Origin of the sequence: Pseudoalteromonas sp. OANN1, assembly GCF_024124685.1 — a bacterium.
GTDB lineage: Bacteria > Pseudomonadota > Gammaproteobacteria > Enterobacterales > Alteromonadaceae > Pseudoalteromonas > Pseudoalteromonas piscicida.
Window position 1 is genome coordinate 167,191 of sequence record NZ_JAMXSE010000003.1, and the last position, 13,930, is coordinate 181,120.

13 protein-coding genes are annotated in these 13,930 nt (G+C 43.8%); 9 read left to right on the forward strand and 4 right to left on the reverse strand.

What is annotated here, in order from left to right; genetic code table 11:
- Positions 1-175 precede the first annotated feature (175 nt).
- The 5 genes from mpl (at position 176) to NH462_RS04125 (ending at position 4,615) form a co-directional block, all read left to right on the forward strand.
- Positions 176-1,519 carry a UDP-N-acetylmuramate:L-alanyl-gamma-D-glutamyl-meso-diaminopimelate ligase gene (gene mpl / locus NH462_RS04105; RefSeq protein WP_253104321.1) on the forward strand — a complete coding sequence of 448 codons (1,344 nt, stop codon included), beginning with the start codon at positions 176-178 and terminating at the stop codon, positions 1,517-1,519.
- A 5-nt stretch (positions 1,520-1,524) separates the two neighbouring features.
- Positions 1,525-2,148 carry a flavin prenyltransferase UbiX gene (locus NH462_RS04110; protein ID WP_010368503.1) on the forward strand — a complete coding sequence of 208 codons (624 nt, stop codon included), beginning with the start codon at positions 1,525-1,527 and terminating at the stop codon, positions 2,146-2,148.
- Between the two features lie 6 nt (positions 2,149-2,154).
- Positions 2,155-3,075: an ABC transporter ATP-binding protein gene (locus NH462_RS04115; protein WP_010605732.1), complete on the forward strand. Its 921-nt coding sequence runs from the start codon at positions 2,155-2,157 to the stop codon at positions 3,073-3,075.
- Positions 3,076-3,077: 2 nt separating this feature from the next.
- Positions 3,078-3,845: an ABC transporter permease gene (locus NH462_RS04120; protein WP_039494290.1), complete on the forward strand. Its 768-nt coding sequence runs from the start codon at positions 3,078-3,080 to the stop codon at positions 3,843-3,845.
- 104 nt (positions 3,846-3,949) lie between these two features.
- A complete protein-coding gene (locus NH462_RS04125) occupies positions 3,950-4,615 on the forward strand; it encodes a methyltransferase domain-containing protein (RefSeq protein ID WP_069020868.1) in 666 nt (221 codons plus the stop codon).
- 43 nt (positions 4,616-4,658) lie between these two features.
- Here the strand turns inward: NH462_RS04125 and NH462_RS04130 are convergent, their stop codons facing one another.
- A complete protein-coding gene (locus NH462_RS04130) occupies positions 4,659-6,581 on the reverse strand; it encodes an EAL domain-containing protein (protein ID WP_253104322.1) in 1,923 nt (640 codons plus the stop codon).
- Between the two features lie 468 nt (positions 6,582-7,049).
- Here NH462_RS04130 and panP point away from each other — a divergent pair, with 468 nt between their 5' ends.
- The gene (gene panP, locus NH462_RS04135; protein ID WP_211859218.1) at positions 7,050-8,678 is read left to right on the forward strand and encodes a pyridoxal-dependent aspartate 1-decarboxylase PanP; all 1,629 of its coding nucleotides are present in this window, start codon (positions 7,050-7,052) and stop codon (positions 8,676-8,678) included.
- A 211-nt stretch (positions 8,679-8,889) separates the two neighbouring features.
- Positions 8,890-9,933: a sensor domain-containing diguanylate cyclase gene (locus NH462_RS04140; RefSeq protein WP_253104323.1), complete on the forward strand. Its 1,044-nt coding sequence runs from the start codon at positions 8,890-8,892 to the stop codon at positions 9,931-9,933.
- A gap of 57 nt (positions 9,934-9,990) precedes the next feature.
- On the opposite strand, the gene NH462_RS04145 is transcribed toward NH462_RS04140, so the two are convergent.
- From NH462_RS04145 to NH462_RS04155, 3 genes are all read right to left on the reverse strand, one after another.
- On the reverse strand, positions 9,991-10,692 hold the full coding sequence (locus tag NH462_RS04145) for a transglutaminase family protein (RefSeq protein ID WP_253104324.1): 702 nt from the start codon (positions 10,690-10,692) through the stop codon (positions 9,991-9,993).
- A 63-nt stretch (positions 10,693-10,755) separates the two neighbouring features.
- Positions 10,756-11,436 (reverse strand): AraC family transcriptional regulator, encoded by a 681-nt coding sequence (locus NH462_RS04150; RefSeq protein WP_253104325.1) that lies wholly within the window; start codon positions 11,434-11,436, stop codon positions 10,756-10,758.
- A gap of 35 nt (positions 11,437-11,471) precedes the next feature.
- Positions 11,472-12,395: a manganese-dependent inorganic pyrophosphatase gene (locus tag NH462_RS04155; protein WP_253104326.1), complete on the reverse strand. Its 924-nt coding sequence runs from the start codon at positions 12,393-12,395 to the stop codon at positions 11,472-11,474.
- A 207-nt stretch (positions 12,396-12,602) separates the two neighbouring features.
- On the opposite strand from NH462_RS04155, the gene NH462_RS04160 reads away from it, so the two are divergent.
- Both NH462_RS04160 and mutM read left to right on the forward strand, forming a co-directional pair.
- On the forward strand, positions 12,603-13,088 hold the full coding sequence (locus NH462_RS04160) for a hypothetical protein (RefSeq protein WP_253104327.1): 486 nt from the start codon (positions 12,603-12,605) through the stop codon (positions 13,086-13,088).
- A gap of 31 nt (positions 13,089-13,119) precedes the next feature.
- Positions 13,120-13,929 carry a bifunctional DNA-formamidopyrimidine glycosylase/DNA-(apurinic or apyrimidinic site) lyase gene (mutM, locus tag NH462_RS04165; RefSeq protein WP_039494310.1) on the forward strand — a complete coding sequence of 270 codons (810 nt, stop codon included), beginning with the start codon at positions 13,120-13,122 and terminating at the stop codon, positions 13,927-13,929.
- Position 13,930: the final 1 nt, after the last annotated feature.

The window sequence follows — 13,930 nt, forward strand, 5'->3', positions numbered from 1 at the left end:
TCGCGCTTTAGCGCGACACATCGTTAAGCACGACACAACCTTGAGCACGTGCTCACACCACCCACTTTAAAATAAAGAATAATACTGGTGCATGAGATTCAACAATAAAGTCAGCCACCAATAAGCTGAGTATGTTAATCTAAACAGCAATGAAATAATAAAGAACGCTAACATCATGCACGTACATATTTTAGGGATTTGCGGTACCTTTATGGGCGGGATCGCAGCCATCGCTCAATCATTGGGGCACAAAGTCACAGGTTCAGATCTCAATGTTTACCCGCCGATGAGTACACAACTTGAATCACTCGGTATTGAACTAACTCAAGGGTACGACCCTAAGCAGCTCATCGATGTTGAGCCTGATGTGGTGATCATCGGCAATGCCATGAGCCGTGGTAATCCGTGCGTTGAATATGTTTTAGAAAAAGGTATGCGTTATACCTCAGGCCCTGAATGGTTAAAAGACCATGTTTTACGCCAGTCATGGGTGTTGGCTGTGGCCGGTACGCATGGCAAAACAACCACTGCAAGCATGTTAGCGTGGTTACTCGAATACGCAGGATTGCGTCCGGGCTTTTTGATTGGTGGCATAGTGCAAAACTTTGGTGTGTCGGCGCGCACGTCAGATACGCCATTCTTTGTTATCGAAGCCGACGAATACGATACGGCGTTTTTCGATAAACGCAGCAAGTTTGTCCATTACTTACCTCGCACGTTAATACTTAATAATCTTGAATATGATCATGCTGATATTTTTCCAGATTTAAATGCCATTCAAACCCAGTTTCATCATTTAATTCGCACGCTACCCAGCCAAGGTAAAGTCGTATATCCAGCGGATGATACTGCGCTACAAAACGTTATTGAACGCGGTTTTTGGAGCGAGCAGGAATCGCTTGGTAAAGAATGGTCGTATAACTTGCTCAAGGCTGACGGCTCTCGCTTTACAGTGTTATTTGAAGGCGAAGAAAAAGGCGAAGTAAATTGGCAAGCGATTGGTTTGCATAATGTCAAAAATGCCATGATGGCGATTGCGGCGGCAAGACATGTGGGCATTCCAATCGAGGTGAGTATCGAAGCGCTAGGGCAATTTATTTCTCCCAAACGCCGGATGGAAGTCAAAGGGGAGGTCAATGGCGTTACTGTCTATGATGACTTTGCGCATCACCCCACGGCAATAGCAACGACCCTAGCAGGGCTTAGAGCCAAAGTTGGAGATGCACCTATCATTGCTATTTTAGAGCCGCGCTCAAATACGATGAAGCTGGGCATTCATCAAGAAACCTTATTGCAATCACTTGATGTTGCAGATGAAGTGTATCTATTCGAACCAGATGGCTTATCTTGGTCTCTTAAAGCACAAGCCGAAGCCGCGGGTCGTCAGTGTTTTGCAAGCGTAGATGAGATTGTCGCACAGGTTGTGACAAATCAAGCACCAAACCAACATGTACTGATCATGAGTAATGGTGGTTTTGGTGGCATCCACGACAAACTTTTAACTGCATTGAAAAAGTAATCATTATGTCAGAACAAACATTTAATGGGCCAATTACGCTGGCCTTTAGTGGTGCGTCGGGTGCCCCTTACGGACTGAGATTACTCGAGGTATTGGTGTCGTTAAACTATCAAGTTTACGTGCTAATCTCGAGCGCAGCCAGAGTGGTGCTGGATACTGAGTCCAATCTAAAACTTTCTGGTAATGAACAAAAAGCAACGGAGCAACTACAGGCGCTTTTCTGTGCCAAAGAGAAGCAAATTCAGGTATTTGGTAAAGATAACTGGTTTAGCCCTGTGGCATCTGGCTCGGCGGCACCCAAGCAGATGGTGGTGTGTCCGTGTAGCGCGGGAAGCGTGTCAGCCATTGCACTTGGAGCATCTGATAATTTGCTTGAGCGTGCAGCAGATGTGGTGATCAAAGAACGTGGCCAATTAATATTAGTGCCGCGCGAGACTCCCTTTAGTCCAATTCATCTTGAAAACATGCTCAAGCTTAGCCGCTTGGGGGTGACTATCATGCCTGCAGCGCCTGGTTTTTATCATCAGCCACAAAGTATCGACGATTTGGTCGACTTTATGGTGGCCCGTATTTTAGATCATCTACACATCGAGCATACCTTAGCTAAGCGCTGGGGTTATGGAGAATAATAAAATATGACAATAGCACTGAACATCAAAGGGTTAAAGAAAGTTTATAGTAACGGCGTTGAAGCCGTTAAAGGCATTGATCTCGAAGTTCAAGAAGGGGATTTCTTCGCGTTGCTTGGTCCAAACGGGGCGGGTAAATCTACCACAATAGGGGTTATTGCCTCACTGGTAAATAAAACCCAAGGCAGTGTAGAAGTTTTTGGCCATAGTATTGATACTCATTTGGAAGACGCTAAATCGAACTTAGGTTTAGTACCACAGGAGTTCAACTTTAGCCAATTCGAGACGCTAAACCAAATTCTAGTGACTCAGGCGGGCTATTATGGTGTGCCAAGAGACGTTGCCCATCAGCGAGCTGAGAAGTATCTCAAGCAGCTGGGATTATTTGATAAAAAAGATAAGCAAGCTCGCACGTTATCCGGCGGTATGAAACGTCGCTTGATGATTGCAAGAGCATTGATGCATGAGCCTAAGCTCCTTATTTTGGATGAACCTACCGCTGGTGTGGACATTGAACTACGCCGTTCTATGTGGGACTTTTTACGTGAAATTAATAAGCAAGGCGTAACGATCATACTCACAACGCATTACTTAGAAGAGGCAGAGCTGTTGTGCCGTAATATTGCGATTATCGATAAAGGCACGATTGTTGAGCACACGACCATCAAGGCATTACTCGCAAAGTTAGACAAAGAAACGTTTGTACTTGATCTTAAGCCGCCCATGCAGCCTGTGGCACTCGATGGTTACCAATTTACCACCGTCGACGACCATACTATTGAGGTAGAAGTAGCTAAGTCGCAAGGGCTCAATGGGGTATTCACACAACTCACAGAGCAAGGTAATCAAGTATTAAGTATGCGTAACAAAGCTAACCGTTTGGAAGAGTTGTTTGTTGGCTTATTGGAGCAGGGGAGAGGGGCATAATCGTGTTGAAATATGGCGTCGCGTTAAAAAGTATTTGGATAAAAGAGTGTATTCGGTTTTTACGTATTTGGGTGCAAACCTTAGTACCACCAGCGATCACCATGACACTTTATTTTGTGATATTTGGCAGTTTAATCGGCTCGCGCATTGGTGATATGGGTGGCTTTAGCTACATGGAGTTTATTGTACCTGGCTTAATCATGATGTCGGTGATCACCAACTCCTATTCTAATGTTGCCTCGAGTTTTTATTCCACCAAGTTTCAAAAGAGCATTGAAGAACTACTCGTTGCACCTGTGCCTAACTATATTATTGTACTTGGCTATATGGGCGGTGGTATGGCGCGAGGCATGCTGGTCGGGCTTATTGTTACTATCGTCAGTCTGTTTTTTGTGGATATTCAAATTCACAATCTTGCAGTTATCGTTATTACGGTTATTTTAACGTCAGCCGTGTTTGCATTGGGCGGTTTGATCAATGCGGTGTTTGCCAACAGTTTCGACGATATTAGTATAATTCCGACCTTTGTGCTGACACCTCTGACTTATCTAGGTGGTGTATTTTACTCAATCACATTACTACCGGAGTTTTGGCAAGGTGTGTCGCAGGTAAATCCAATCATTTATATGGTAAATGCCTTCCGTTTTGGCTTTTTAGGTGTTTCGGACGTTGATATTGGCGTCGCCTTTACGGTATTAGGTGTATTTATATGTGGTCTATTTTGGTTGTCACTGTACTTAATTAAACGCGGTGTTGGACTAAGACACTAACGTAAATAGCATTAATTTGGAAACGTGGGCGCTGTCATCAATTGCGGCGCTCTTGCGTTATTTCAGGTAAAATCCTTACCATTCCCCCTTAATAATGACTGGTTATGACAGAAGCAAACTCTCGTAGTATCACCACTAATCAACAAGGGCTACACGAAAAGCTCGATGAAATCGTTACCAAGCATCTAACCGCTGAGTTTAAAAAACCCATTGCGGCACATACACAAAGTGCTTTCGATGAGGTTAACGCACGAGTGCAGGCCTTTAATGGACCGATTATTTTGGACTCATGTTGTGGTGTTGGTGAAAGTACTGCAAATTTGGCGAAGCGACATCCTGATGCCTTGGTAATTGGCATCGACAAGTCTGCGCATCGACTAGATAAACACGATGTTGAATATAAACAAACGGAACAAGGCCAATATATTTTGGTGCAAGCCGATCTCAATGACTTTTGGCGATTAGCGTTGGAAGCCGATTGGCAGCCAACTCACCATTATTTGCTGTATCCTAATCCGTGGCCGAAAGCTAAACATATTCAAAGACGCTGGCATGGTAGCGCGGTGTTCCCTTTTATCGTCAAGCTAGGCGGTAAGTTGGAGCTGCGCAGTAATTGGGATATTTATGTAAAAGAGTTTGCCAGAGCTTTGGCGCTTAGCGGTGTTGATGTTGAAGTGGAAGCCTACGAAAGTGATGAGGCTATTACACCCTTTGAGCGTAAGTATTGGGCAAGTGGTCAATCAAGTACCCGGTTAGTCGTAACGCTTTAATTTAACCCATTGTAGACTTGCACTTCAAATTGATAAAAGCGGCTTAAAGATGGCCGCTTGCTTTTCCTATCCAGCTACCTTCTAATCTTGCAACGCCTGCTGCTTCCAATTGTTTTGCCTGTTTGCTGGTGGCAACACAGGGTACAATCAAGTCGATCCGCTTGGCATTACAATGACTTGCAAGATATTCAATAGAGCTCAGCAGCATCTCATCTTCATCCAAGTTTTCACAAATACTGGCTTCTAAACAAATGGCATCTAGTGGGAGTTTTAAGATCCGGTTGATGGTAAGAAAACCGCTATTCACACCCGTTACCGCAACATTTGCACCTTTTGCTTTTAACGACTGCATCATTAAGCTCATATCGCTAAAGTTTTTGAGCACATCTGTTTCATTAAACTCAAATGTGATGAGCTGCGGCTGCGGGTAACGGCGTAGGATCTGGCTGATATATTCAAAATATTCCGCATCCGAGATTTCACTGTGGCTTAATTGCATGCTCCAAGCATGGTTTGATTTACGAAAACGGGTGACGCATAACTCAAGTAGCTTCATGCTAATTTGGGCGCGGAGTTTTGGTTGCTTCATCACTGGGTAAAAATGTTCGGCGTCGATGATAGCGCCACGCTCGTTAAGGACGCGTGCCGTGCAATGGTACTGAATGTCAGCATGATCATGACAAGCTTTACGCGGCGTAAAGAAAGGAATGATGCGGTCTGATTCACACGCGCTTTGCAGTAACCGGGTGAGGTGGAGATTTTTTGATTGTTGCTGAGGATTTATTTGTAGCTGAGAATCAAAATAACACACTTGGGTATTTTGCTGTTGAGCCTGACGTAGCGCGAGAAAGGCATTTTCAAGTAACAGCGAGCAATTGCCTTTAGCAACACCCGCACACAAATTAACGTATAAATGCGGCGCGTCGTATATGGGTTTTGCACAAGGGAATGACTCGGTTAAGTTCGCCAAATAATGCTCACCATTTTCGATGCTGGTAACTAGCGCAATTTTAGAGGTGGTAAGGCGATAAACTTCAAACGGATGGGTAAACTCGCTAAAGTAGCTCATGACTTTTGCCATCACGTTATCGCCGACTTCCGTGCCATAGAAGCTAATGATATCCTCAAGTTCTTTAACCCATACCACGCTTAAGCATAGGTGTTGCGATTTAGAATATTTAAGTGCTTGCTCAAGGGCGATTCGGTTGCCAAATCCGGTGCGGCTATCCGTTGTTAAGGTCTTCTTGTAGTACATAAAGTACAAGCTCACGACAACCAAAAACATCACAAAGAAGAAGCTAGCGTCAATGGCTGCATCCATTACACTTTCTTGTAACCGACTTTCTAAATCGTGAATGGTTAAGTCAGCACCTGCTATATAAGTAGTGCCATCTGGTAGCACAAAGGGAATAAACACACTTTTAAAGTGGCCCCATTTGTCTTTGGCGATTTCAAACACAGGTTCGGTAGAGTGAAAGGCGCTTTTTAGGGTAATCGAAGCCTCGGAATAAACATCTTGATAACGTGTAAGTCTGTTGAGTTTAAGATCTTCTCGGGTGTAACTGGACGCGGTAAAGTGCACATAAGGTGGCTTAAGCACCATAGTATAGACGTATTCAACATTTAGAGCACGGGCAAGCTCTGTGAGGGCATGACTTTTTTGCTTAAATTCGGCAGGGGTTATGTGTTCTGGTGACTCGTGATATTTTTTACCTACAATGACGTTGGCGCTGGTGGCTGCATTGATTAACTGGGCGTCGATCCTTGCCATGATATCGCGGCGCGTATCATAATAGTTGGCGATAACATAAATCGATAGGGCAGCTAAAAAGATAAAAGAGGCTAAAACGAGCCAAGCAACTGGGAGTCGGGAAGTGTAACCTGTGAGCCCTAAAAACTGAGTTGCTTTTGCTGTAGGCTGCCTAGATTTAGCTTTGAGCGGTTGAGCGATACTCCGAGTATTCATGATAATCCTTTATCCACAATATCGTTATCTAACAACGATAAAATGCCTAACTGGCGTAAGCGTGGTGGCTGCTTTGTTACATAATATAAACAATACAACATAAATTGACGTCTTGAGAAGAAATAAAGCAAAAAACTTTTTCTCCAATGATCAATAAAATGCATTGTTGCGAGCAAATCGGCAATATACCGTTTTGCTGGGTTTATGTCCCCATTTTATACCTTATTTTTGACGAGAATGTAAAATAGAAACGTCAAGATACTGGTGGATTTTTCACTGAACTTTCGTTGGGTTTTCATAAAATTGTCAATGTTTCATGAATTTTAACTAGACAATAGAAGACAACTCCCTTTCTTTACAGTAAAGTTAGCCATTTCATGTATCACAATCTCTTGTGCAATTTGTATTTACTCAATTTCTAAAATGGGTAGGTAGGCTACTGCACCGTTTGATGTTTAGGTAGTATTGATGGGTCCAAAGCGTTGCGCCGTTGCGTCTGAAGAAAGCTTAATGCGTATATTTACCGTGCCTGAGGCGCCTGATTCAACTTTAAGCAGAATCGAGCAAGAAATCTCGAGCAATTTGGCTGGCTTTTTAAATGAGAATATTGCGGCAATCGAAAAGCCACTGCACGAAGTTGAAAAAGACTTTCAGTCGGCAGTGATCCCCGAAGTGCCGATGTTTGTCTCAGACTATGCGCAAGATATCATGGAGCAATTAGTTGCTCACTCGGTACATACCGCAGCCCCAAGCTTTATTGGCCATATGACTTCAGCTTTACCGCATTTCGTGTTGCCTCTGTCGAAGCTGATGGTGGGACTCAATCAAAACCTAGTCAAAATTGAAACGTCAAAAGCCTTTACTCCACTTGAACGTCAAGTGTTGGGAATGATGCATCATTTGGTTTACGGTAGCGATGATGCTTTCTACGATAAGTGGATGCACAGCGCAAAAACGTCTCTTGGTGCTTTTTGTTCTGGTGGCACAATTGCCAATATAACCGCGCTTTGGATAGCAAGAAACCGCTTATTAAAAGCGGATGGTGAATTTAAAGGCATTGGCGCATCGGGTATTGTGGCCGCGATGCTACATTATGGCTACCGAGGCTTAGCGGTATTGGTTTCTGAAAGAGGCCATTATTCACTAGGTAAGGCCGCAGATGTGCTAGGTATTGGCCGCGATAATTTTATATCAATCAAAACAGCTGGCAACAATAAGGTAGATGTTGATGCCATGCGAACTAAAGCTCATGAACTTGAAGCACAAGGGATTAAAGTACTGGCTTTAGTTGGTGTTGCTGGGACGACCGAAACGGGTAATATTGACCCGTTAGAAGAGATGGCTGATTTAGCCGAAGAGCTCAATTGTCACTTTCATGTTGACGCCGCTTGGGGTGGAGCAACACTACTATCGAATAACAATCGCCACCTTCTTAAAGGGGTGGAGCGAGCAGATTCAATAACCATAGATGCGCACAAGCAAATGTATGTGCCTATGGGGGCGGGTATGGTGCTATTTAAAGACCCTGCAGCATCTGATGCAATCGAACATCACGCCGAATACATCTTACGGAAAGGCTCAAAAGATCTGGGGAGTCATACTTTAGAGGGGAGTCGTCCTGGTATGGCGATGTTAGTGCACGCATGTCTGCGTGTCATTGGTCGTCAAGGCTATGAGATGCTCATTGATAAAGGGATTGAAAAGGCACGGTATTTTGCTGAACTAATTAAACAAACCCCTGATTTTGAGCTGATCTCTGAACCTGAGCTATGTTTGCTGACTTACCGCTATGTGCCTGAGCAAATAAAAGCGGCAATCGCACAAGCGGATGAACAAGAAAAGATAGAGATTTATGCCGCACTGAACCGTTTTACTGCAAGCATGCAAAAGCGTCAGCGTGAAGCGGGCCGCTCTTTTGTTTCTCGAACACGCTTAACACCAGAGCAATATGACCGCCAACCTACGGTGGTATTCCGAGTAGTTTTAGCCAATCCTCTGACATCGGAGTCTTTGCTTAAAGAAATCATGGATGAGCAACGACAATTGGCAATGTCAGATCCGGTATTTAAAAAATACCTCGCAAAATATATTAAATAATCCAACGAATAAAGTGGCCTCGTGCCACTTTAATAAACTCAGGCTTATTACCTTTTAGCATTACCTCCTTTACGGATTGCTCTACTTATATTCTTATTTCTTACATAATCGTGTGAAAATATTCCAAAACATAGGTTAATTCTAGTATTTAAGACTATGCTTAAAAATTATGGCGCGTTATGCTAGCAGAAAAGAATAAAATCTTCGTATTATGTTGAAGAACTTTAGCAATGTCACTCAGAGGCTTCGGCGGCTCAGTTCGCAGGAGCTTGACGTATCGGGAACATTTCAAAGCTTCCTGATTGATTTACTTGATGAAGGTAAGCTTACCTTAGACGTCACTCGGGTTTCCGTTTGGTTGTTTGACGATCTCGACAAACCTTCTGAGCTTATCAATGTTGCTAACACAGATTGGCAGGGTGACGAGTTACCTGTGCAATTGCCGGCCTTAACGTATGAAAACTTTCCCGCTTATTTTTCAGCAATCAACAGTGGTCAATCGATCGATGCGAATGACGCTGCTGCCGATCCCAGAACGTCTGAATTTCAAGAGTGTTATTTAACCCCAAACCACATAGTAACCATGTTAGATACGGTGATCTTTAAAAATGGTATTCCTCACGGAGTGGTGTGCTGTGAGGGGAATAATGGCGTACGTACGTGGCACAAAGATGAAATCGCGTTTGCGGAGATGATTGCGGACTGCTGCAGTCGCCGATTACTGGTTAAAGAGTTATGGCAGTTACAGCTGCAACTCACTGACATGGCGTTTAAAGATCCACTCACTGGATTGAGTAATCGACGTTTTTTAATGGATAACGCAAAACGTGAGATCAGTCGTCATGCACGCTTTGATCATCCATTTAGTATGATGATGCTAGACATAGATCACTTTAAAAAAATCAACGATAACCATGGCCATGAAACCGGTGATTTAGTGTTAAAAAGCTTTGCTGAGATCTGCGTAAATACCTTGAGGTTAGAAGATTGTATGTGTCGCTTAGGGGGAGAAGAGTTTATTGTGCTGTTACCTAACACGCCGGTAAATTCAGCGATGGTGATCGCCGAGCGCCTGCGACAAGAAATAGAACAATCGGTTATCTCTACGCCATCAGGGAAGATCTCCATTACATCAAGCTTTGGGGTTGCTGAAGTCAATACTAATTTGCCTTTTGGTCACTCGCTAAAAGCCGTTGATCACGCGGTGTATCAAGCCAAAGCTGCAGGCCGCAACTGCGTGATCCCCGCGCAGTAAAGGTGGTGTTGAATACACCAACCACAATCGCAGCCAAGTTGCTATTGCAGGCTCAAGTTAGTTGAAGCGTCCGGCTCTGACGCGCCTTACCCTTTGGTTTATCCAATGTCTAAAGCAGTGTGCATAGAGCCATTGCTTGATGCCAGTTAGATTTTTGTGTTGCTGATAAAGCGCATCTGGACTTGTATAAAACCCTAGATCGCGTGTAATACTTTGCTTTTGAATATATGCACCATTTAACGAAAAACGATTATCGGGTTGCTGCAAACAGGGAGTGGAAATACCAAATCCTGTAAAGTTTTTTGCCATTGAGAACTGTTGCTGAACCTGTTTAAGGTAGCCGTCATCTATTATGTAACCTTCAAGCTCTACCCAGCGCTCCTCTAAATAAACCTCAACCCAACTATGGATAATACTTTTTGGAGCAAACCACGTCAGTAGGGTAGGAATTAACCCTTGTTTAAGACTGTTGGCTATCTCAAATCCATGAACTCGTGTTGGAATACCACAAGCTCTTAGCAGTGCAACCAGTAACGTTCCTTTGGTATTACACTGGCCATAACCTTGCTTAAGTACTTGGCTTGCAGTTAGTGTATCTGTTTCACTATAACCAAATTCGATGTCGTCTTTGACGAAGTTATAGATTTGCTCCGCTGCCGTGATGGTATCAAGTTGCTGCCAACCTTTTGCTTCTATTAAACTTTGGATCGCTGAATGTTGATAATCAACTAAAGGGGTAGTTACTAAAAATTGCTTCATGGTTATGCTCCTATTTTGGTAGCAGTGTGATGCAACTTAGGTAACTAAGCTTGAATAAACTGGCTAAGTTTGTGTTTTTAATGCCTCAGTCGGTGTAATGCCAAACTGCCGTTTAAATGTACGGCTTAAATGAGCGCTATCTGCAAACCCCGCAAGCATGGCTGCTTGTGTAAGGTTGTTGCCTTGTTGTATGGCGACAACCGAGCAGATCAGCCTGCGCCACAGCACATAAGGTCGCCATGCTATCCCCACTTGCTCGGTAAACAGGTGTAAAAAGCGACTTGGCGAGAGATAAAGTGACTCGGCAATCGTATTGGCGCTGAAGTGACTGGGTTTAAGGCAAGTTTGTGCGTTAAAGCACGCATCTAATTGTGCCAATACACGGTCAATTCGTGGATCTAAATCTGTTGTCGGTAGCTCGGTAAGTCCTACTGTGCGTATTAACTCGGCAAGCTTGGCATTGCTCTTTGGTGCAGTATTTATCTTGATTGCTGCGCAGTTATTGCCCTGTAGTTGCTTACCATACAAGCTTTTTGGCTCGACTAATATTACCCATCCTGAGGTCATTTTTAAGCTATGCTCTACGCCGCCTGCAATTACGCTCGGGCCAAATAGCGTCTTGTCACCGACTTGTGCGATACAGTCGCTCACGGGCAAGTTGATTTGAATAAGGTGATGTGAATGGCGCGCGGCATTCAAGTATTTGACAAAGGAGGCGAATATACCCGGAGTGAGGTGCAGCATAAAAACAGCCGAGACTTTCGTCTCGGCGAGCAGTATTAACCAGCGAATGCGTCTTGCAATGGTGGTACAACTTGCTTTTTACGGCTCAGTACGCCGTCCAACCATACTTTGCTTGCTTCAGGCTCAACGTTGTATGCTTTTGCGATGATCGCTTCATCATCTGAAGCGATCAGCATTTGTGATCCTTCTTTCATGATATCAGTAAGTAGCAGCATCACACTGTGGCGATTACCTTCTTCTTTTAATTTTGCGATGTCGGCATGTAGCTCATCTTTGATCTTATCAAATACAGCAAGATCAACCACTTCAAGCTGGCCAATACCAACAAGGTTGCCATTCATGTTAAAGTCTTTGAAATCACGCATGACTAGGTCACGAATTGGTGTGTCTTCAACTGCTGATTTCACCTTGAACATTTCCATGCCAAGCTCTTTAGCATCATCAACACCCGCGATTTTTGCAAGTGCTTCAACACATTTGATATCCGCAGTGGTGCAAGTTGGTGATTTGAAGATGACTGTGTCGCTTAGGATTGCACACATCATGATACCAGCAATGTTTGCTGGGATTTCTACATCGTAGAAGTCGTACATCATTTTAATAATCGTGTTACTACAGCCAACAGGGCGGATCCAACACTCAAGTGGTGTTGAAGTTGTAAGGTCGCCTAGTTTATGGTGATCAACTACGCCAACTACAGTTGCTTTATCGATGTCGTCTGGTGCTTGCGTTTTTTCAGTGTGGTCAACGATATACACATTTTCGCCAGCATAGCTCATCTTAAGCTCTGGTGCTTCAAAACCAAAACGGTCAAGAATAAACTGAGTCTCCGGTGAGACTTCACCCAAACGCGTTGGGATTGCTTCTTCACCAATTTGGTTTTTTAAATAAGCAAGTGCGATTGCACCGCAGATTGAATCTGAATCAGGGATCTTATGACCCACTACATACATTGCCATTGACGGAACTCCTTAAAATTTTGCCCACATTCTAGCAAAATAACTTGTCATTTAAATAGTGTAAATGCGCAATTTGGTGTAGATAGGGTGCGGCTATGACAGATTATTGAATTAGGCGAAATAGCCTCGGCGAGCAAGGACTAATTGAGCATGTATAAATGCAAATTAGTATTATACACTAACCGTTCAAACGCTTAGGAGGTGGGTATGATTCAAATGAGCCGTAAGGCGTGGAATAACGTGGTGATCTTTTCCATGTTACTGATGATCTTTTTTCTCAACGGCCTCCACTATAAATTGAACCCCAGTGACGATAAAGCAAAGGTACAAGCTGTGCTACCAGAGCAAAGCTTTGTCTTAACTGTGGCATTTCCTGGCTATAAAATTGAACGCATTGGTACAAGCTGGCGTATAGAGTTACCGCAAGGTTCAAACCAGACCTTTAGCGAAGATGCCTTACGTGCGCTTGTCGCCAAGTGGCAAAGTTTACAGCTATTGGTTGTTGAGGCGCCAAGGCAATTGGAGCCAGCGCTGAGCGCTGCGCAGTTTTGGCTGGCAACTCAAGAGCTTCCGCTTAGCTACCAACTGTATCGAAGCGATAATGGCTTTGTATTATTTGATAAACAGCAACAGCGCTGGTTTGAGCTTGATAGCGTGCAAGCCAAAGCATTATTTCTACCGATAGAATTGTAATACCACAAACCACACAGTAATAGAGTGAATTATGCCTGAGTTACCAGAAGTCGAAGTGAGCCGTTTAGGTATTCAACCGTATTTAGAGCAACATATTATCCAAAGCGTAAAAGTACACAATGGTAAGCTGAGATGGCCTGTACCAGAAGAAGTACAATTGCTTGAAGGTGAGAAGGTGCTTGCGGTTAAGCGACGGGCAAAATATTTGCTTATCGAATCCAAGCATGGCACTGCGATTTTGCATTTGGGGATGTCAGGAAACTTGCGTGTTGTTGATAGCAAAGAGCCGCTAAAAAAGCATGATCATGTGGAGATCATTCTGGCCTCAGGTAAGTCGCTCAGATTGAACGACCCACGTCGCTTTGGCGCTTTTTTATGGCAAGGTGCGGGCGAAGATCATAGCGTTTTTGAAAAGCTGGGTCCTGAGCCGTTGACCGAGCTTTTTACTGCAGAGTACTTATTTGAAAAAAGCAGAGGCAAAAAGCAGCCGATTAAACAATTTGTTATGGATAATCATGTGGTGGTTGGTGTGGGTAATATTTATGCCAACGAATCTTTGTTTAAAGCGGGGATCCACCCCAAAAAAGAAGCTGGTAAAATTTCACTTAAACGCTACCAATTACTGACACCGATCATCAAGGAAACCTTAAGTGCAGCTATCAAACAAGGGGGAACGACACTCAAAGACTTTGCTCAAAGTGATGGTAAACCGGGTTATTTTGCCCAAGAATTGCTGGTGTATGGTCGCAAAGGTGAGCCTTGTGTAAGCTGCGAAACGCCATTAAAAGAAATACGTCTAGGGCAACGCAGCACAGTGTATTGCTCTAAATGTCAGCGCTAGA